Here is a 19564-nt window from a genome sequence, read left to right as displayed (position 1 = left end):
CGCCTCGGCGCTCTCACTTCATGGGGGCGCCGATCCCGGCCGCCGGGTCCACCCGCAGGAACTCCGAGTCGGGCAGCGCACCGCCCGCGCCGCGCAGGCCGGTGGCGGGCTTCGCATCGGTACTGGCGAAGGGCGGTGTGGCGACCCCGCTGTCCCAGTTGTTGCCGGTGGAGGAGGTCGAACCCCCGGTCTTCGCCTTGCCGTCCGCGTCGTTCGCGGCAAGGTTCTTGCCCAGCTCGGCCGAGCCCTCGGCGAAGTAGAAGCCGTACGCCCCGTTCGCATAGGCGGTGTTGCGGCTCACCGACATCGCACCGGGGTTGCTGTTCTCCGTGAAGCCGTGCTGGGCGTTGTCCCAGGCGGCGTTGGACTGCACGACGTGGTCTGCGGCAGTGCCGTCGCCGCCGAGCTTGAAGCCGTTGCCGTTGCCCTCGAAGGCGCCGTCGTTCCAGCGGTTCTCGCCGTTGCCGTAGGCCCAGGAGCGTTCGACGGTGATGCCCGACTCGAACTTCCACAGGTCCATGCCGTCGTCGGAGTTGTTGAACAGCCTGGCGCCGACGACCCTGTTGCCCTTGCCGGAGCCGAACTTGACGGCGATGCCGTCGGCGTTCTGGCCGTGGTTCTCCGGGTCGTAGTTGTTGGAGGAGTCGAGGTTCTCCACCAGGTTGTCGTTGGTGTTCTCGCCGCGCAGCGTGAAGCCGGAGTCGCCGTTGCCGTCGGTGGTGAGGTTCTTGAAGACCCCACCGGTGGAGGAGGTGACGACGAAGCCGTGCGCGGGGCCGTTCTGGAAGCGCATGTCGTGCACGTTCCAGTAGTTGCCGGAGAGGCCGACGAGCCACTCGCCCTCCGGCAGCTTCGAGCCGTCGACCTTCACCTCACCGCTGCCGCACGGCTCCAGGGTGATCGGCGCGTCGGCGGTTCCGCTCTCCTCGCTCTTGAGGCTCTGCTTCGGGTAGTACGTCCCCGACTTGACCCGGATGGTGGTGCCCGCCTTCGCGACGGAGAACGCCTTCTCAAGGGTCGCGTACGGGTCGGAGGCCGTGCCCGCGCCGCTGTCGTCGCCGTCGGTGGCGACGACGACGGTGTTGGCCGCCGCCCGGGCGCCGTCGGGCGAAGCGATCGCGAAGTAGCCCGCACCGCCGGTGGCGGCTGCCGCCGCAACGGCTATGGCGGTAAGGCTTCTTCTGCGACGGTGCTTCGGTGTGCCTGTCACTGCTGCTCCTTCTGTGGACGGTGGACGCGCCTGATCCACTTGCGCGTCCGGTACCTGGTTGCCGCCCACGCCGGAAAGGTTGCAGCGATCACGTAGCTCGACCGTACGGTCAGCTCGCCGGCACGGTACGCAGCCCCGGCTGGAGGCGGTCCGACGGCAGTTCGCCGGTTCAGCCGTGCCGGAGGTGGTCCCGCAGTTCGCGGGCGACCTGGGCCATCAGGGCTTCCGCGCCGGGCTGGGCCGCCGCGGGGACGCGGGACTCGGTGAGGGCGGCGACGGCGAAGACGGCACCGTCGTCGTGCTCCACCACGCCCACCTCGTGGCGGAGGTTGAGGAGCGTACCGGTCTTGGACGACCAGGTGGCGGCGTCGGAGCTGAAGTCCGGGGCGAGCCGCTGGCGCTGCACGCTGTCGGCCATGAGCGAGCGCACGCGTGCGGCCACGTCCGGGTGGACCGCCGAGGGAGTCCAGAGTGCTTGCAGCAGGTCCACGAAGGCCCGCGCGGTGCCGGCGTTGGCACGGGTCACATCGAGCTGCGGCAGCCGGTGGCCGTGGCCGCTGGTGCCGGCTCCTATGGCGAGGGAGTGTGCCAGGTCCGCGGCGTCCGGCGGCAGATGCTCGTCAGGGGTACCGGTCAGTCCGGCCAGCGAGTGCCGCACGGCGATGCCTCGGATGCCGAGCTCGCGCAGCACGGCATCCACGTCACCAGGAGGGGTGAGGTCGAACAGGGCGTTGGCTGCGGCGTTGTCGCTCAGCGAGGTACTCAGGTAGAGGAGGTCGTCGAGGGCGACCCGGGCCGGGTGCCGGAACCTGGTGAGCCCGGTGGGGCCGGGCTTGGTGACGCGGCCGGGCTGCACCTCCAACTGCTGCGCACCGTCCAGCTCACCGCGCCGGATACGGTCGAGCGTCGCAACGGCGAGGGGCACCTTGACGAGGGAGGCGGCGGGCAGTTCGGTGTCCGGCTCGATGCCCAGCTCGTCCCCTGTCCGCAGGTCGCGTACGAGGAAAGAGCCGGACAGACCGCCGTCGCGCAGGGCCTGGCGCAGCTCGCGCAGCAGAGGCTCGGCCGTCATGCCCTTCCCTTGGCCTGCTGTTCGGCGTCGGCGTCGACTCCGATGTTGGCTTTGGCTTTGGCTTCAACTTCGGCTTCGGCTTCTCCGCCGGCGCCCAGGCAGTGCGCGAGGGCGTCGCCCAGCCGGGTACTGAGGCGTTCGGCGTCGCCCTCCTCCGCGGCGAGGAGGCCGAACGTCCGCTCCAGGCCGAGCTCCCCGAGGGGGCGCCAGTGCAGCGCGAACTCCTGGGCCTGCAAGGGCGAGCACAGCAGCAGGTCCGAGGAGGAGAACACCTCCGCCGCCGCCTGCGTGAGGCCGGCGGCGACGGACAGCTGTGCGGGGCGCAGCCCGACGGCATCACGCAGCCGTGTCACCCGGTCCCTGATGTGCGGGACGTCGTCCTCGGGCTGGAGCCAGACGCGGCGGGGCGGGCCCTGGTCGGTGCGCCGGGGGCGCAGCGTCTCCAGGTAGAGGCGCCTGCCCTGCGGCTGCGCGACACCGGCGAGCCCGAGCGGTACGTGCCAGCGCGCCTGGTCGGGCGGCACCGCGACGAGCGCGGCCCGCACCTGCTGGGAGCGGACGAGGTGGGGGCGTACCGCGGGAGCAGCGGTACGCAGGTCCAGGGTGATGCCGTGCCGGCGGGCCGTGGCCGCCAGGCGGGCCAGGCCGGGCGCCGGACAGGTGTCGGGGACGGCGAGCCGGACGGGCCTGTGCCGGGCGGTCCCCGCCTCGTGCTCCAGCTCCTCGGCGGCGAGCACGAGCCGCCGTGCGGCGGGGAGCAGTTCGCGCCCGAAGGGGGTCAGCCGCGCCCTGCGTGAGCTCCGCTCGAACAGCCGCTCGCCGAGGTGTTGCTCCAGCGCGGCCACGCGGCGGCTGGCGACCGACTGTGACATGTGCGCGGCCGCCGCGCCCACGGTGAAGCTGCCGCGCTCGCTGACGTGTACGAACGCACGACAGGCACCCACAAGATCCACGCCCGCCACTCTATGCGGCCGCCGGTACTGCCAACTATGCGGATCGTGCATCAACTGGCGCGATCCGGTCTTGGACGGCATGACTCCCGGCACGGCAGGCTGCTGGTCGAACCCGGGGGACCGCGTACACCAGCACCTGCACAGTCGGAGGTATCGACCACCATGCGTACGACCAGGATCCGCCGCGCCACACTGGGCGCACTCGGCACGCTCGCGCTCTCCCTGCCGTTGACGGCCTGCGGAAGCGACGGGACGGCGGACGCGGAGGCCGCCAAGCCCTCCGACTCGGCGTCCTCGGCGTCCGCCGCCGCGCCGAAGAAGGCGGCAGCGGCGTTCAAGAAGCTGGAGCGGAAGTACGACGCGCGGCTCGGTGTCCAGGCCGTCGACACCGGCAGCGGGCAGGAGGTCTCCTACCACGCGGACGAACGGTTCGCCTATGCCTCCACCCACAAGGCGTTCACGGCTGCCGCGATTCTCGAGAAGTACAAGACCGGCGGCCTCGACAAGGTCATCAAGTACCAGAAGGACGACCTGCTCCCCCACTCCCCCGTCACCGGCGAACATGTCGACGAGGGGATGACGCTGCGCGCACTGTGTGCGGCAACTGTCCGTCACAGCGACAACGCCGCGGACAACCTACTGCTCCGCGACCTGGGCGGGCCGAAGGCGCTCGACGCCTTCCTCGAAAAGCTCGGCGACGACGTCACCCGGGCGAGCCGATACGAGCAGGAGCTCAACGAGGCGACACCGGGCGACAAGCGGGACACCACCACTCCCCGTGCCTTCGCCAGGGACCTGCGCGCCGTCACGCTCGGTGACGGCCTCGGTAAGCCGGAGCAGAAGCAGCTCAACGCCTGGATGAAGGACAGCCCGACCGGTAAGACGCTGATCAAGGCCGGGTTCCCGAAGGGCTGGAGTGTCGGCGACAAGAGCGGCGCCGGCCGCTACGCCAGCCGCGGCGACATCGCCGTCGTCCGCCCGCCCGGCAAGGCACCGCTCGTGGTGACGGTCCTGTCCAAGCGCAAGGAGCAGGACGCCGAGTACGACGACAAGCTGGTGTCCGAGGCCGCCTCCGTCGTTGCCGACGAGCTGGGGTAGGTGCCCGGGGTGTCTTGCGCGGCACCCAGATCACTCAGGGCACTCAGGGCGTACTACGGACTCGATGGCGCGGATGAGCACCGCCAGTTCCTCTTCGAAGAGCTGCGCGGACGTGACCTCCCGCAGCTGGGGAGCGGCGGCATCGAGGTGCGGGTGGCCACCCGGCTCATCGAGCCGCCCGCCCACCGAACGTGCCCACGCCACCTGCCCGAACACCGGACAATGCCGAACATGGACCTGCGCCCCGAACTGCTGCCACCACCCGTCGACCGACGGCGTCTGGAGGCGATCAGCCGCGAGATCGAGCGGATCTCGGATCTGATCGCGCGCGGCGAACCGGCGGACGACGCCGTCGCCGCCTTCGCCGGAAGCACCGGGCACCCGTACACACCGCTCGACTTCGCCGAGTACTACGGGTGGCGCAGCCTGGAGGACTTCGCACGCGAAGCCGCCCGGCCGGCCCGCCCGAGGGTGCCCGACATCACGCGCGACGAGCTCGTCGAAATCGTCCGCCGGATCCTGGCCGACGACGCCGAAGTCGGCTACTACCTGCGGCTGTTCGAAGCCAACGTGCCCCATCCGCGCGCGGCCGATCTGCTCTTCCACCCTCCTGCCGAGCTGCGGGACGCCTCCGCCGAGGAGATCACCGACGCGGCGCTGAGCCACCGCGCGATCGCGCTGTGAGCGCCCGGGGTGCGGAACGTCACCGTACGGGCATACCCCGCCCGGCAGGCGCACGATCGGCGCCCAGTCGCGGACGCCGAGGATCTGCACACCAGGCGTGCGGAAGTAGGGGTCGGCGGCCATGAGGGTTTCCAGTTCGGGGCGTTCGGTATCGAAGATCAGCACCGCACCGCTGTCGTCCGCCCATGGCCCGGCCTCGGTACGTGCACATGTGCTACGCGTACTCGCCGGGTACGCGCGGCGGTGGGGCCGTGGAGCCGCGGACGACCACATGGGTACCGAGCCGCACACGCTGCTCCTCCGCTCCACCGCCGTCCGTGCTGTCGCGGCGCTCCAACACCATCCGTACCGCGCTGCGGCCCAGTTCCTCGTAGGGGACGTGCACCGTGGTCAGCCCGGGGGAGAGTTCGCGGGAGACGGGGATGTCGTCGAAGCCCACCACCGAGACGTCCTCGGGAACCCGCAGGCCCGCCTCCCGCAGCGCCTCCAGGGCGCCGAGCGCGACCATGTCGGTCGCCGCGAAGACGGCCGTGAAACCGGGCTCGGCACGGTGTCCCGCGAGCACGCCGCGCATGCCGTGCAGTCCGCCCTCACGGGTGAAGCGAGTGTCGACGACCAGCGGGGGGTCGGGCGCCAGACCGTAGGACTCCAGGGCGCGGTGGTATCCGGCGCGGCGCTCCTGGACGGTGGTGTTGGCGCTCAGCCCGCCCAGGAACAGCACGCGCCGGTGCCCGGCCGAGAGCAGATGCGCGGTGGCGCCGAAGGCCCCGCCCTCGTTGTCGTACTCGACGAGCGTGACGGGCAGTTCACCGCCCGGCGGCACCTCGGGCGCCGGGCGTCCGCAGAGCACCAGTCGCGAGCCCGCGGCGTCCAGCTGGTGCGCGAACGCGGTGATGCGCTCGCGGTACTCGGCGGTGCGTTCGGCGCCGCCCGCGAGGATGACCGCGGCGGCCCGCTGTTCGCGCATCAGCGTGACGACGTCCTCCTCACGGCGCTTGTCGCCATGGGTCGTGCACACCAGACAGAGCCGGCCGCGCTTCGCGGTCTCCTGCTCGACACCGGCGGCGATATGTGCGAAGGACGGCCCGGTGATGTCCTCCAGTACGAACGCGACGGACTCGGGGCCGCCGCCGGCCAGCGCCCGCGCATGCGCGTTGGCGACATAGTCGAGGGAGCGGACAGCCCGCAGTACGCGGGTCCGGGTGCCGTAGGTGACGGGGTAGTTGCCGGCCAGGACGCGCGAGACGGTGGCCACGGAGACGTTGGCACGCGCGGCGACATCGCGGATGGTCGCCCGGCGCCCGTCCCGGTTGCCCGCGCGGGTGGCGGCGCCGGCACCGTTGTCGACGCTCATCCGGCTGCACCCTGGTTCGGCATACGGAGTCCTCCTGACCTTCCTGGTAACGGTAACCGGTTACTGCCCGGGCAGTGTTCGGTACGGCGGTCGTTGTTCGAAACCCTGGTCATACGAAGGCGCCCTGGGGTGGCGCGGTGCTGTGCCGTTCCACGAATCGGGTGGGCAGCTCGGTCCTGGTGTCCGGCGGTACCCGTCCCTCGCGTATCCGCAGCAACTGCCGCAGTGCGGTGGCCGCCATCTCGCCCAGCGGCTGCCGAACGGTGGTCAGCGCGGGTGTCACCCACTCCGCCTCCGGCAGGTCGTCGAAGCCGACGACGCTCACATCCCGCGGCACCCGCAACCCCAGTTCGGCCAGCGCCTGGTAGACGCCCAGCGCCATCGGGTCCGAGCAGGCGAAGACCGCGGTGGGCGGCTCGTCCAGCGCGAACAGTTCCCGGGTGCGCTCGCGCGCGAGGCCGGTGTCGAAGTTGGCGTAACGGATGTATTCGGGGCGCGGGCGCAGCCCGGCCGCCGCCAGCGCGGCGCGATAGCCCGCAACCCGCGCTCCGCTGCACTGTTTTCGGCGGTAGCCGCCGATCACGGCGATCCTGACGTGGCCGAGCCTCAGCAGATGCGCGACCGCGCTGTGCGCACCCGGTTCGTTGGCCGCGCGGACAGTGAGGACACCGGGCGGCGGATCGGCCACCGGGTCGATCATGGCGTACGGGATCCGGTGCTGCTCCAGCCAGGCGTGGTGCGTCGGGGTCAGCTCGGCGAGGTTGAACAGCACGCCCGAAGTGCCGCGCAGAGCCAGCCTGTCGAGCCAGCCGCGCTCGGGTCTGCCGCCCCGGGTGCGGGTCAGTCCCGCCGAGACCATCACCTCCAGGCCCGCCTGGTGTGCCGCCTCCTCCACGCCGCGCAGCACGGCCCCGGACCAGGTGTTGTCCAAGGAGTGCACCACCAGGTCGACGACCGGCGGCGGCTGCCGGGGGGTGAGGCGCGGGCGGCGTACGTAACCCAGCGCCTCCAGTGCTTCGGTGACCCGGCGGCGGGTGTCGGGGGCGACGTCCTGGCGGCCGTTGACCACCTTCGAGGCCGTCGGGATCGAGACGGCCGCCGCACGGGCCACCACGGCGAGAGTGGGTCCCGCCGAACCGGGTTCGATACGCGTCATCTCGCTCTCCTCTCCTCCCTTTCCGCTACCGGGAATCGGTGACGCACAACGCACTGCGGGTGCGCGCGGAAAGCGGACAGCTGGGGCGAACGACCTCACATTACGGCGGTGGCGCATTCTGTTGAAGTCCTCGAAACCTGCGAGAAATTCTTCTTGACCGGTATATCGAACCGGTCGAAATTTCGGTCGACATTAAGGGGCAACGCGGCCGAATTGCCCAGCCGCCGGCCCGGGGAATCCGCACCCGCATCGCGGACCGAACGGGCCGGGTGCTCATCGTGCGGGCCCGGCGCTCACCGTCGGGGCTAAGCCTCCAGCACGTGGGTGAGAGTCCCGAAGCCGAGTTCGTCGTAGCCGCCGCTGGTCGAGCCGTAGTCGCCACCGCCGCCCTCGGGGCTCTGCTTGCGGGCGATCGCCGACATGTACGGCGTCTCGAGGCCCTTGCGGTAGTGGTAGTGGTGGTAGACCCGTTCCCAGACGGGGCGCACCTGGCCGCGGCCCGCGGCGGAGATGACGGTCTGCTGCATGGGCTTGCAGTTCTGGCCGCTGCCCCATTCGTAGGTGCGGAACGGCACGCTCTCATCGTTGTTGTACTTGGCGACGTATTCGCACGCCTTCAGGAAGCGGTTGTCGTCGGCGCCGTACAGATCGGTGCCCTGCTTGAGCGCCATTTCGCAGACGGTGCCCATCAGGCCGATGCCCATGATGGTGTGACCCTGGTCCCGGCCGCTCTCCTGCCACTGGGCGAGTCCGCCCTCGTGCAGGAAGGGCACCGCGTGGGCGAGGGAGCCGTTGCCCTCGCCCTTGTGGAAGTAGTCGACCGCCTGGTCGAACTTGGCCTGGTCGTCGTTGAGGATCCCGATGGCCATGATGGCGGCCATGTTGCACAGATCCCAGTTGGCCCAGTAGTTGGTGATGCAGGCCCCGTTGTGGTTCTTGAGGAAGTCGTCGCACATCGGGTAGAAGACGCCGGCCATCATGTCCTGGAAGCGGGCCAGGTCGAAGCCCTCGTAGCCGCGCATGATCTCGGCGGCGTTGGCGAACTGGTAGCCGTAGATACCGGAGGCGAGGAAGCGGTCGGCGTTCCCTGTGACCGTCTTCAGCGTTCCCGACCAGGCGTTGAGGATGTCCCGCGCGGTGTCGGCGTGCGCGGTGTCGCCGCTGACCTTCCAGCGCAGCGCGTTCTGGTAGGCGGCGTGGATGTCCTTGTAGAGCTGGGGGTAGTTCTGGCCTTCGCCGCCGCGGACGACGGTCTCCACCGGTCTGGGCGTCCACCCGGCCGCTGAGTGCGAGTTGGCGGTCAGCCGCTTCCAGCCGCTGTTCCAGGGGTCGGCGCCCGCCTTGACCTTCTCGGCCATGCGCGCGAAGTCGTCGGCGCTGTGCAGCATTCCGGGGTGGGTGAGAGCGGCGGCCTCGGCCTTGGTACCGGCCTTGTTCTGCTCCGGATCGCTGTCCGCGGTAGTGGCGTAGGCAATGCCGGGGAGGGCAAGCGCGCCCGCGCCGAGTGCGGTGCCCTTGAGGAGACGGCGACGGCTGAGGTCGTTGCGGTGTGCGTTGTCCTTACGGCTCATGGGGGGTGCCCTCTTTCCGCGAGGGGTGGGGGGTTGAGGGAGCCGACGGTAACCGTGTTCCCACCGGCGTACGAACCCGGCTGCCGCCATCCGAAACTTTCGTGTCTCGCCGCAGAGGTTCCGCACCGGTTGCGGCCCTGTGAACCTGACGGCGCCTTCCTCGGTAACCGTTTTCTACTCCCTCCCGGAAGGGATCGCCGACGGCAGCACCCTCGCCTCCCCCTCCCCCTCCTCCCTCTCACCCTCCGTAGGAGACCACTCATGACGCACCGCGGCATCGGAAGAAAGCGCCTCCTGGCCGCAGCCACCGCCTGCGCCCTCTCCCTCACGCTCGCCGCCTGCGGCGGCTCCGGCTCCGGCGGTTCCTCCGGCCCGGTCACGCTGGAGATGTGGAGCGGTGCCGAGGGCGCCGAGCAGGCCGCAAAGGCGTTCAACGCGGCGCACGACGACATCACCATCAAGTTCGTCAAGGTGCCCCAGGACAAGATGTCCAACCAGCTCAACAACGCGCATAAGGCAGGCGACAAGTCCAAGTCCCCGTGCCTGGTCCAGACGGACAACCGCGAGGGCAGCATGCTGATGGCGCAGGGCGTGCTGAAGGACATCGCGGGGGATCTCAAGTCCAGCAAGGGCAAGCTCTCGGACGGCGCCGTCGAAGCGCTGAGCATCGGCGGCAAGACGTACGGCGTCCCGGACGCACGCCAGCCGATGTTCACCCTCTTCAACAAAGAGGTCTTCGACAAGGCGGGCCTGAAGTACCCCCGTACCTGGGAAGAGCTGATCGAGGCGGGCAAGAAGCTCCGCAAGGACGGCGTGAAGGTCTTCAACCTCGCGGGTGAGGACCCCTCGACGTGGATGAACATGGCCTGGCAGGCGGGAGCCCGCTGGTACCAGGTCGAGGGCGACGCCTGGAAGATCGACTTCACGGACGAGAACTCCAAGTGGGCCGCGGGCATCATGCAGAAGATGCTCGACGAGAAGCTGGTCTCCAAGATCAGCTACGCCGATTACGCCGCCATGATCCGCGAGTACGACGCGGGCAAGATCGCCTCCCGGCAGCTGTCCACCTGGCAGCTCTCGTCCTTCGAGCAGCAGATCAAGAAGACCCTCGGCAACTGGGAGCCTGCACCCAACTTCACCACGCCGGGCGAGAGCACACCCGTCTCACCGGGCGACACCTACGGGCTGATGGTCCCCGAACTGTGCGAGCACTCCAAGGAGGCGGTGCAGGCCGCCGTCTGGCTCGCCACCAGCGACAAGCCCGTGGAGACCATGGGCAGCCCGAAGACCGCGGGCTGGTACCCGGCGGTCAAGGACCCCCAGCCACACCTGGACCAGGTCGTGCCCGGGAAGCTGATGGGCACACACGCCAAGAAGGCGGTGCCGATCATCAACAAGTCGGCGAAGTTCGCCGACGGCTGGCAGTACGGGCCCAACTCCAAGGCCATGTACGAGGAGCTGGCCGACCAGTGGGGCAAGGCCATGGCCGGTGACATCAAGGTCGCCGACATCCTTCCGCACATGCAGAAGTGGGTCGTCAAGGACCTCAAGCAGCGCAAGGTGAACGTGGTCGAATGAGGCGCCACGCGTTCCGGGGCGCCGGTTTCGCCGTCCCGTTCTACCTCGGATTCCTGTTCACGTTCGTCGCACCGCTGGGCTACGCGCTCTACCAGAGCCTCTTCAGCATCGAGAGCGGCGGCCTGGGCATCGGCACCCAGCAAGAGGTCTTCGTCGGCCTGGAGAACTTCACCCGGGGCCTCCAGGACGGCGCCTTCTGGGCCGGAGTCGTCCGGGTGCTGGTCTTCGCCTGCGTACAGATCCCGATCATGCTGGGACTGGCGCTGGTCATGGCGCTGCTGCTGGACGGCATCACCCGCAGGACCGCACACCGCTACCGCTTCGCGTTCCTGGTGCCGTACATGATCCCCGGCATCGTCGCGGCACTGATGTGGCTCTACATCTACAGCCCGCGGCTGGGCCCGCTCACCGACGCGCTCGAGGCCATCGGCATCCACGCGGACTTCTACGCGTCCGGGCTGATCTGGGTCTCCATGGGCAATCTGCTCACCTGGATCCATATGGGCTTCAACATGCTCATCATCTACGGCGCCCTGCAGGCCGTCCCGCGCGAACTCTTCGACGCCGCACGGGTGGACGGCGCCTCCGAGCTGCGGATCGCGCTGTCGGTGAAGGTGCCGTTCGTGCGCGGCGCCCTGGTGCTGACGGGGATGCTCTCCATCATCGCCACACTCCAGCTCTTCAACGAGCCGCTGCTGTTCCGCACCACGGCGCCGGAGACCGTCACCAAGAGCTACACCCCGATCCTGGCCGTCTACAACCAGGCGTTCGACAGCAACAACTACCACTACGCCGCCGCGCTCTCGGTGATTCTCGCCCTGGTCGCCGGCGGAGCCTCGTTCCTCTTCTACAAGCTCACGAACAGGGCACAGTCATGACCATCACAGCGAGTGGAAGCTCGCCGGAGACCGCCGGGCGCGCCGGTCCCGGCAGCGGCAGCGGCGCCGGACATGCAGGCGGCGCGGGGCGTATCGGCCGGGGTGGACGGGCCCGGACCCACCGTGGCCGACGGCACGACGACGAACTGCCCGTCGGCGTCTCCCGGTCCAGGCGCTCCCGGATCCTGGTCCTCGTCGGTCTGGTGCTGTTCGCGCTCTACTCGGTGGCGCCCGTGTGGTGGCTGATCGTCTCCGCCACCAAGGACCAGCAGGGCCTGCTCTACTCCAACGGGCTGTGGTTCGACGACTTCCACTTCTTCGACAACGTCAGAACCGTCCTCGACTACAACGACGGCATCTTCCTGCGCTGGGCGCTCAACTCCGTGCTCTACGCCGGAGCCGGTGCCCTGCTGTGCATGCTGGTGTCGGTCGCCGCCGGATATGCGCTCTCCCGGTTCTCCTTCCCCGGGCGCAGGCTGGGGCTCGGCGTCGTGGTCGGCTCGTTCCTGCTGCCGCAGGCCCTGCTGACCATGCCGCTCTATCTGCTGTTCTCCAAGATCGGGCTGGCGGACACGGCGTGGGGCGTGCTGATCCCCTTCACCATCAACCCGTTCATGGTCTACCTCTCCAAGGTCTATGTCGACGGCGCCGTCCCCGCCGAGCTGCTGGAGGCGGCGCGGGTGGACGGTGCGGGCGAGGTCCGGATCTTCTTCCGGATCGTGCTGCGGCTGATGACGACCGGCTCGGCGACGGTCTTCCTGCTCTCCTTCGTCGGCAACTGGAACAACTTCTTCCTGCCGCTGACCATGCTGCGCGGCGAGGACAAGTGGCCACTGAGCATCGGCCTGTACTTCTGGAACGCGCAGCGCACCGACTCCGAGATCGATCTGACCACGCTGGTGCTGACCGGCGCCTTCCTCTCGATCATCCCGCTCACCGTGATCATGCTCGCCATGCAGCGGTACTGGAAGTCGGGCGTCACGCTCGGCAGCCTCAAGTGACCCGCAGGAGAACCGTCTTGAACACCCTGCCGACGACCTCGCCGCCCCCCGTGATCCGCAATCCCGTGCTGCCCGGCTTCCACCCCGACCCCAGCCTCGTGTACGCGGACGGCTGGTACTACCTGGCGACCTCCACCTTCGAGTGGTACCCGGGCGTTCCCGTCCACCGCTCGGCGGACCTGGTGCACTGGGAGCTGCTCGGTCACATCCTCGACCGCCCCGGCCTGCTCGACCTGCGCGGCGTGCCCGACTCCGGCGGCGTATGGGCGCCCTCGCTGTCCTGGCACGACGGGCTGTTCCGGCTCGCGTACAGCGTGGTGCGGACCACGGACGGGCCCTACAAGGACATCGACAACTTCCTGACCACCGCGCCCGACGTGCTGGGCCCCTGGTCGGAGCCGGTCTATCTGAACTCCTCCGGCATCGACCCGTCCCTCTTCCACGACGAGGACGGGCGTACCTGGCTGCTGAACACCCGCTGGGACCACCGCCCCGACCGGCCGTCGTTCGACGGGATCCTGCTCCAGGAGTACGACGCCGAAAAGCAGTCCCTCATCGGGGAGCCCGTCAACATCCTCCGCCACAAGGACGAGCTGATCGAGGGTCCCAACCTCTACCGGCGCGACGGCTGGTACGTCCTGCTGCTCGCCGAGGGCGGCACCGGCTGGAACCACGGCATCCGCGCCGCCCGCTCCCGCAAGCTGACGGGCCCCTACTCCCTCGACCCGGCGGGCGCGCTGCTCACCACCCGCGATGCGCCCGAGGAGCCGTTCCAGAAGGCGGGCCATGGCGAACTGGTGCGGACGCCCGAGGGTGAGTGGTTCCTGGCACATCTGGCTTCCCGCCCGCTGCACACCCCGCAAGGGCCACGCTGCGTACTGGGCCGGGAGACCTGCATTCAGCGGGTTACCTGGACCGAGGAGGGGTGGCCCCGCCTCGCGCACGGCACCGTCAGACCGCGGGCCGAGGTCCCCGCGCCCATGAGTGCCCCGCGGGATGCGGCGCCCGGCTTCTCCCGGCCCGTACGGGACGAGTTCGACGCTGCCGAGCTCGGGCCGGAGTGGAGTACGTTGCGGACTCCGGCAGGTCCGGAGTGGTTGTCGCTCGCCGAGCGCCCCGGCTGGCTGCGGCTGCGCGGGCGACGGAGCACGTTCTCGTTGTTCGAGCAGAGCCTGGTGGCAAGGCCGTTGCCCTCGGTGCGGTGCGAGGCCGAAACGGTGCTGGACTTCCGCCCGTCGCGGTTTTCGCAGCTGGCCGGGCTGATCTGCTGGTACGACACCGGAACGCACTACTACCTGCGGGCCGGCCACAGTGAGGGCCGCGGCCGGGTGTTGGGGGTCGTCTGCGCCGACCAGGGCGCCTACAGCGAGCTGCGGGAGAGTGAGCTCGCCGTGGACGCTTGGCCGCTGCTGTATCTGCGGGTCGTCTTCGACGGGCCGGTGATGCGGTTTTCCGCCTCCCCGGACGGGTGTGACTGGCGACAGGTCGGTCCGGAGTGCGATGCCACCAGGTTGTCCGACGACTACGGATCGCGGCTCCGCTTCACCGGTGCACATGTCGGGCTCTGCGCACAGGATTTGGACGGTGGTCGCTCTCCTGCGGACTTCGGGTGGTTCAGCCTGCGCGACCACTGATCCTCATCGGGACGCGCTCGCTCTTGTCTTGGAAAGGCCGTCTGTGCTCGAAAAATCTCGTCCTGTTGTGGCGTTTGCCATGAGTCCGGAGCATCTGCCCCGGCTCTTCCCTCCTGATCTGCACGCACGGTTGGCCGCTTGTGCGGAGGCCGACCTGGCGGCTGTCGCCGACAGTTTCGAGGCACCCGGAATGCGGGCGGCGCTGTCCGCCGCCACCGTGCTCGTCACCGGCTGGGGCTGCCCACCGGTGGACGCGGCGGTGCTGGCGGCCGCGCCCCGGCTGCGGGCTGTGCTGCATACGGGCGGGTCGGTGAAGGGACTGGTCACGCCCGCCTGCTGGGAACGGGGGCTGGCTGTCTCCACGGCTGCCGACGCCAATGCGGTGCCGGTTGCCGAGTACACGCTCGCGATGATCCTGCTGACCGGCAAGAACGCCTTGGGGCTGGGTGAACGCTACCGTGCGGAGCGGCACTTCACCCTGGGCCTCATCCACTCCGGCATCGGCAACCGGGGGCGGCGCGTCGGCGTCATCGGCGCCTCCCGCATCGGCCGTCGGGTGCTCGCACTGCTGCGCGGGTTCGACGTGGAGACGCTGCTGTTCGATCCGTACACGGACGACGCCACGGCCGCGCGGCTCGGCGCCCGCCGTACGGGGCTGGAGGAGCTGCTGCGTACCTGCGACACCGTCAGCGTGCACGCGCCGGAGACCCCGGAGACGCGCGGTCTGCTGGACGCGGAGCGGCTGGCGCTGATGCCGGACGGCGCGGTGCTCATCAACACCGCGCGCGGCAGCCTGGTGGACACCACGGCGCTGACCCGGGAACTGGTGGCGGGCAGGCTGACCGGCGTACTGGATGTGACGGACCCGGAACCACTGCCGCCCGACTCGCCGCTGTACGAGCTGCCCAACGCCGTACTCACCCCGCACATCGCCGGCTCGCACGGCAACGAGCTGCGCCGGCTGGGCTTGAGCGTGGTGGAGGAACTGGAGCGGCTGGCTTCCGGGCTGCCGCTTGCGCACCGGGTGCACGCGCCCGATCTGGACCGGGTGGCGTGAGCGGTGCACGTCGACACGTTCGGGCCGGGTGCGGGACCCGCGCTGCTGCTCGTCCACGGCTGGGGCGGCGACGGGCACGAGTGGCGGCCCCTCGCACGGGCCTGGGCCGGGCAGGGCCGGCGGGTCCTGGTGCCGGAGCTGCGCGGCCACGGCCGTACGCCCCCGGGCAAGGGCAGTTGGTCTCCACGGGAGTTCGCCGCCGACCTCGCCGCGCTTCTGCGCGGGACCGGCGCCGGGGCCGTCACCGCCGTCGGGCACTCGATGGGCGGCCAGATCGTCACCGCGCTCGCGGTCGAGCACCCGGAGCTGGTGACGGCGCTGGTGGTGCTCGACCCGGCGTACGGCGCCGACGCGGACGAGCTGCGAAGGCTGCCGGACGAACAGCGGGCGCTGCGCACCGAGGGGGCCTCATGGGCGGTGGAGTTCGTCCGCGGCGCCCTCTCCCCGCGCATTCCCGCGTCCGCGCGTGAACGGCATCTGCGGCTGATGGCTGCCATGGACCCGCAGATCCTGGCGGCCTGCCGTGAGCAGCTGTACCTGGCGCCCGGCTCCTTCGGGTCTCGTCCGGCCGCGCGCCGCTACCTCGCGCGCCGCCGCTGCCCGGTGCTCGCGGTGTACGCGTCCGAGCGAGCGGCGGCGTGGGAGCGGGAGCTGCCGTCGCTCCCCGGCTCGCGCGTCGTGGCGTGGCCGCAGTGCGGGCACTATCTGCACGAGGAGCGACCGGAGACGCTGGTCGCGCTGGTCGCCGAGTGGACGGCTGAGCTCCCGCCTTCGGTACGGGGAAGTGGCGGGCTCAGCCGCCGGAGCCCGTGCCCGCGGTGGCGTACCGCCGCTCGACGGGGGCCCGGCCCGGGCTGCCCGAGTTGACAGGCCCGCTCACGCACGCTGCCCGCGCCGGGAGGAGTCGGCGACCGGGATCCCGAAGTCGGGGGTGCCGTCGGACTTCCAGCCCAGTGCCTGGACGCGGGTGTGCCGGTTCGGGTCGTTCAGCGGGTCGCCCTCGATCTCCTTGTACTGCCGCGCGTGGTAGACGAGCAGGTCGGTCTTTCCGTCCTCGGCGACGGTGAAGCAGTTGTGCCCCGGCCCGTACTGGCTCGTACTGTCGTTGCTGGTGAACACCGGTTCCTTGTTCTTCGTCCAGGAGGCGGGATCGAGCAGGTCGGCGTCGTCCGGTGCGGTGAGCAGGCCCATGCAGTAGTTGGCGTCGGTGGCGCTGGCGGAGTAGGTCATGAAGACCCGTTCGTTGCGTTGCAGTACGAACGGCCCCTCGTTGACGGAGAAACCGATGGTCTCCCAGCTCAGCTCCGGGCGTGAGAGCCGTACTTGGGGCCCGGTGAGGGTCCAGGGGTTCTCCATCGCGGAGAGGTAGATGTCGGTGTTGTTGTTCTGCGAGGGGTCGTGCTGCGCCCAGGCGAGATAGCGGGTGCCCCGGTGCACGAAGGTGGTGGCGTCCAGGGAGAAGCTCTCCCACTGCGTCCGGATCCGGCCCTTTTCGGTCCAGGTGCCCCGGAAGGGGTCGGCGGAGGTGTTCTCCAGGACGTACGGGCGGATCGCCCACTGGTCGTGGGAGCTGCCGGCGGCGAAGTAGATGTACCAGGCGCCGTCGACGAAGTGGAGCTCCGGCGCCCAGATGTGGTTCGCCATCTCGCCGCTGTCGTGCGCCCGCCAGAGCACCTTCTCCAGTGCGTTAGCGAGCCCGTTGACGGTCTTCGCGCGGCGCAGCACGATCCGGTCGTACTCGGGGACGGTCGCGGTGAAGTAGTAGAAGCCGTCGGTGTGCCGCAGGATGAGGGGGTCGGCGCGCTGCCGTACGAGGGGGTTGGCGTAGGTGGGCGCGGCGGCGGTGGGCGGGGCGCCTGCCGCGCGGGCCGTTCCGGTCGTATCGAGCGCGGCGAGCCCGATCCCGGCGGCCGCACCGGCCGCTCCCTTCAGTACGGTCCTGCGGCTGGTCACGTAAGTCACTCCTCGGAGGGGACGGCGGGTCGGTCGGGACGTTACGGTCCGCGTGGGGCGAGGTCAGCGGCGCGGGACGGACCCGAAAATTTTCGGCGCCGTCTCGCGGGCTCGGCTCACCCGGCCGTACGCACCCGCACCAGCCGCGCCGCGGGCGCGCTCGGCAGCGTGACGTGCAGCCCCTCACCGCCCGGCGTCAGCCGGACCTCCCCCTCGGGGAACCCTGGATAGACGGTGGTCACCTCTTCCGCACCCGGCGGCAGCGGCACCACACACGCGCTCGGTGCGCCCGCACGGCGCCAGACGGCGAGCAGCGTGGTGCCCGGCGTATCCAGCGCGAGGGCCAGCCAGTTGTCGCGCCAGCCGGGCAGCCCGAGCGGCCAGCGGGGCACGGCCTGCGGCAGCAGCGTGCGATAGGAGCGGTAAGCGGCGACCGCGGCGGCGACCAGTGCCCGCTGTCCCGCGTCCAGCAGATCGGCGCGCCCGCTCAGCTGGATGCGCCCGAGCATGGCCGTCACCATGCAGAACGCAACCTCCTCCGGACCGTGCCCGGGGCGGGGATACGCCCACATCGCGCCCTGTTCCGGCGGTACGGCGGCGGGCGCCGCCGCGGCGATGGGCGGCAGCAGGAGTTCGTCCTGCTGGTCGGTGAGGGACTGGAGCTGTACGTGCGCGAGGGTGGCATGGTCGGTGCGCATCCCGCCCGCCGCACAGCCCTCGATCGTCAGCTGCGGATGCCGCTCCAGCAGGCCGTCGAGCCAGCGGAGGTGGGCGCGGTTGTGCTCCAGGAGCCCGTGCCCCGGGCCGTGCGGGGCGCTTTCGTTGCCCGCGCCGATGTCGATGTTGTAGTCCAGCTTGAGGTAGCCGAGTCCGAACTCCTCAACCAGCCGGTCCACGACGGAGTCGAGATGCGCGAGCGCTGCGGGATGCCGCAGGTCGAGCTGGTGGCGCCCCCACTCGGCGGAGCGCCGCCCGCCGCGCCGGAAGAACGCCGCCTCGGGAAGCGCGTCGGCGACCGGGCTGCGCACCCCGACGACCTCCGGCTCCAGCCACAACCCCGGCACCATCCCCGCGGCCTTGATCGCGTCGGTCACCTCGGCGAGGCCGCCGGGGAACCGGGAACGCGCCGGGGTCCAGGCTCCCAAGCCGTCCCACCACCCGGGCACCCCGCCGGGCCCTTCACCGCGCCGCTCCTCGTCGTACCACCCGGCGTCGACGCAGAACACCTCGGCGCCCGTCTCGGCCGCCGCTTCGATCAGCGGCAGCAGCCGCTCCGTCGTCGGGTCGCCCATCAGGCAGTTCATGAAGTCGTTGAAGACGACGGGGAGTTGCCGGTGATCGTGGTGCGGGCGCCGACGGGTGGCCCGGCGGTGCCGCGTCAGCGCGCCGAGCGCCGCCTCCCGGTCGGGCGCGAGCGCGACGGTGGCGGGGACGGTGCGGAAGGACTCGCCGGGCTCCAGCCGTACGGACCACTGGTGCTCTCGGGAGGCCGGGCCCGACAGCAGCAGATAGACGTCGTCGTACCGGTCACCCAGCTCGGCGTGCCAGGAGCCGTTGTGCTCGATCTGCCAGGCCAGCACCCCCGTGGGCCCGGCCACCCACCCCGTCGGCAGCCACTCCGACGACGGCCAGGCACCGCAACTGGTCCACGCGGCACGGCTCTTCGTTCCCGTCTGCCCGAACCGCGTCATCCCCACGTCCGGCACCCCGAGGTCGCCGAGCGGCGCCCCGGCGAACCGGTACTCGCCGCTCCACGGATTCCGCGCCGTCCACACCCGCAACTCCCGCTCCCATGCGGACCCGGCGCCCAGCAGCCCGGCCACCCCGCCGCACACGAACGAGGACACCCGCTCGACGGTCACCGCGCGTGCGCCCGCCCGCAGTTCGGCCCAGGTGCGGAGCGTGGGCACCCCGGGGTCGCCGAGGAGATAGTGCGCGGCCACCCGCAGCCGGCTCTCCGGGTCGGTCAGATGGACGACGAGATGGCGGGGGTCCGCCGGGTCGTGCGGTTGGCCCGGGTCCACCTCGTGCCGGACGTAGCGCAGCCGTCTGCCGGCCGCCCCGTCGACGTGCCGCTTGCCGGAGGCGCCGCTACTGCCCTCCCCCGCGAGCGCGACCTCGACGAGGGGAAGCGCGGCACGGGCGGCCCCGTCCCCGAGGGCGCCGAGTCCGCCGAGCAGCACCTGTCCGCCGGAGGTGCGGGCGAAGTGCAGCGTGATCCCTCCGGGCCCGCCCCAGCTCTCCGGCAGTACGACGGCTTCGGACATGGGACGGCCCTCCTAAATGCGCGGAATACGCCGCCCCACGCTCGCACCGTTCGTACCGTGCGGAGAAGCCTTGCCCGGCGACGCGAAACTTTCGCCGC

General features: G+C 70.6%; 17 protein-coding genes. 8 read left to right on the top strand and 9 right to left on the bottom strand.

Annotated features, from left to right (window positions below):
- Nucleotides 1-13 precede the first annotated feature (13 nt).
- The 3 genes from ACTWP9_RS16815 to ACTWP9_RS16805 form a co-directional block, all read right to left on the bottom strand.
- Entirely contained in the window at nucleotides 14-1210 is a 1197-nt protein-coding gene (locus ACTWP9_RS16815; RefSeq protein WP_443246966.1) for a right-handed parallel beta-helix repeat-containing protein, read from the bottom strand.
- A gap of 169 nt (nucleotides 1211-1379) precedes the next feature.
- A complete protein-coding gene (locus ACTWP9_RS16810; RefSeq protein ID WP_443246965.1) occupies nucleotides 1380-2282 on the bottom strand; it encodes a serine hydrolase in 903 nt (300 codons plus the stop codon).
- The gene (locus tag ACTWP9_RS16805; protein WP_443246964.1) at nucleotides 2279-3235 is read right to left on the bottom strand and encodes a LysR family transcriptional regulator; all 957 of its coding nucleotides are present in this window, start codon (nucleotides 3233-3235) and stop codon (nucleotides 2279-2281) included. Before ACTWP9_RS16805 ends, ACTWP9_RS16810 begins: the two co-directional genes overlap by 4 nt.
- A gap of 162 nt (nucleotides 3236-3397) precedes the next feature.
- On the opposite strand from ACTWP9_RS16805, the gene bla reads away from it, so the two are divergent.
- Complete coding sequence (gene bla, locus ACTWP9_RS16800) at nucleotides 3398-4333, top strand: class A beta-lactamase (RefSeq protein WP_443246963.1); 936 nt, start codon at nucleotides 3398-3400, stop codon at nucleotides 4331-4333.
- Nucleotides 4334-4363: 30 nt separating this feature from the next.
- Here the strand turns inward: bla and ACTWP9_RS16795 are convergent, their stop codons facing one another.
- Nucleotides 4364-4537: a hypothetical protein gene (locus tag ACTWP9_RS16795; protein ID WP_443246962.1), complete on the bottom strand. Its 174-nt coding sequence runs from the start codon at nucleotides 4535-4537 to the stop codon at nucleotides 4364-4366.
- Nucleotides 4538-4564: 27 nt separating this feature from the next.
- On the opposite strand from ACTWP9_RS16795, the gene ACTWP9_RS16790 reads away from it, so the two are divergent.
- Nucleotides 4565-5017 (top strand): hypothetical protein, encoded by a 453-nt coding sequence (locus ACTWP9_RS16790; RefSeq protein ID WP_443246961.1) that lies wholly within the window; start codon nucleotides 4565-4567, stop codon nucleotides 5015-5017.
- A 214-nt stretch (nucleotides 5018-5231) separates the two neighbouring features.
- On the opposite strand, the gene ACTWP9_RS16785 is transcribed toward ACTWP9_RS16790, so the two are convergent.
- The 3 genes from ACTWP9_RS16785 to ACTWP9_RS16775 all read right to left on the bottom strand — a co-directional run bounded on the left by ACTWP9_RS16785 (nucleotide 5232) and on the right by ACTWP9_RS16775 (nucleotide 9098).
- Nucleotides 5232-6371, bottom strand: coding sequence for a LacI family DNA-binding transcriptional regulator (locus tag ACTWP9_RS16785; RefSeq protein WP_443246960.1), 1140 nt, complete (start codon nucleotides 6369-6371; stop codon nucleotides 5232-5234).
- Nucleotides 6372-6480: 109 nt separating this feature from the next.
- Nucleotides 6481-7527, bottom strand: coding sequence for a LacI family DNA-binding transcriptional regulator (locus tag ACTWP9_RS16780; protein WP_443246959.1), 1047 nt, complete (start codon nucleotides 7525-7527; stop codon nucleotides 6481-6483).
- Nucleotides 7528-7832: 305 nt separating this feature from the next.
- Nucleotides 7833-9098: an alginate lyase family protein gene (locus ACTWP9_RS16775; protein ID WP_443246958.1), complete on the bottom strand. Its 1266-nt coding sequence runs from the start codon at nucleotides 9096-9098 to the stop codon at nucleotides 7833-7835.
- A 261-nt stretch (nucleotides 9099-9359) separates the two neighbouring features.
- On the opposite strand from ACTWP9_RS16775, the gene ACTWP9_RS16770 reads away from it, so the two are divergent.
- The 6 genes from ACTWP9_RS16770 (at nucleotide 9360) to ACTWP9_RS16745 (ending at nucleotide 16113) form a co-directional block, all read left to right on the top strand.
- Nucleotides 9360-10676: an ABC transporter substrate-binding protein gene (locus tag ACTWP9_RS16770; protein WP_443246957.1), complete on the top strand. Its 1317-nt coding sequence runs from the start codon at nucleotides 9360-9362 to the stop codon at nucleotides 10674-10676.
- Nucleotides 10673-11554, top strand: a complete 882-nt coding sequence (locus ACTWP9_RS16765) for a carbohydrate ABC transporter permease (RefSeq protein ID WP_443246956.1) — start codon at nucleotides 10673-10675, stop codon at nucleotides 11552-11554. Before ACTWP9_RS16770 ends, ACTWP9_RS16765 begins: the two co-directional genes overlap by 4 nt.
- A complete protein-coding gene (locus ACTWP9_RS16760; RefSeq protein WP_443246955.1) occupies nucleotides 11551-12555 on the top strand; it encodes a carbohydrate ABC transporter permease in 1005 nt (334 codons plus the stop codon). The genes ACTWP9_RS16765 and ACTWP9_RS16760 overlap by 4 nt, the downstream gene beginning before the upstream one ends.
- A 17-nt stretch (nucleotides 12556-12572) precedes the next feature.
- On the top strand, nucleotides 12573-14189 hold the full coding sequence (locus tag ACTWP9_RS16755) for a glycoside hydrolase family 43 protein (protein WP_443246954.1): 1617 nt from the start codon (nucleotides 12573-12575) through the stop codon (nucleotides 14187-14189).
- A 79-nt stretch (nucleotides 14190-14268) separates the two neighbouring features.
- Complete coding sequence (locus tag ACTWP9_RS16750; protein WP_443246953.1) at nucleotides 14269-15246, top strand: hydroxyacid dehydrogenase; 978 nt, start codon at nucleotides 14269-14271, stop codon at nucleotides 15244-15246.
- Between the two features lie 3 nt (nucleotides 15247-15249).
- Nucleotides 15250-16113 (top strand): alpha/beta fold hydrolase, encoded by an 864-nt coding sequence (locus ACTWP9_RS16745; RefSeq protein WP_443246952.1) that lies wholly within the window; start codon nucleotides 15250-15252, stop codon nucleotides 16111-16113.
- A gap of 9 nt (nucleotides 16114-16122) precedes the next feature.
- On the opposite strand, the gene ACTWP9_RS16740 is transcribed toward ACTWP9_RS16745, so the two are convergent.
- The gene (locus tag ACTWP9_RS16740) at nucleotides 16123-17199 is read right to left on the bottom strand and encodes a glycoside hydrolase family 43 protein (protein WP_443246951.1); all 1077 of its coding nucleotides are present in this window, start codon (nucleotides 17197-17199) and stop codon (nucleotides 16123-16125) included.
- A 116-nt stretch (nucleotides 17200-17315) separates the two neighbouring features.
- Nucleotides 17316-19466 (bottom strand): alpha-galactosidase, encoded by a 2151-nt coding sequence (locus ACTWP9_RS16735; protein WP_443246950.1) that lies wholly within the window; start codon nucleotides 19464-19466, stop codon nucleotides 17316-17318.
- Nucleotides 19467-19564: the final 98 nt, after the last annotated feature.

Source organism: Streptomyces sp. 3N207, assembly GCF_052246355.1.
Lineage (GTDB): Bacteria > Actinomycetota > Actinomycetes > Streptomycetales > Streptomycetaceae > Streptomyces.
This window is presented reverse-complemented; position numbering and strand designations above follow the sequence as displayed.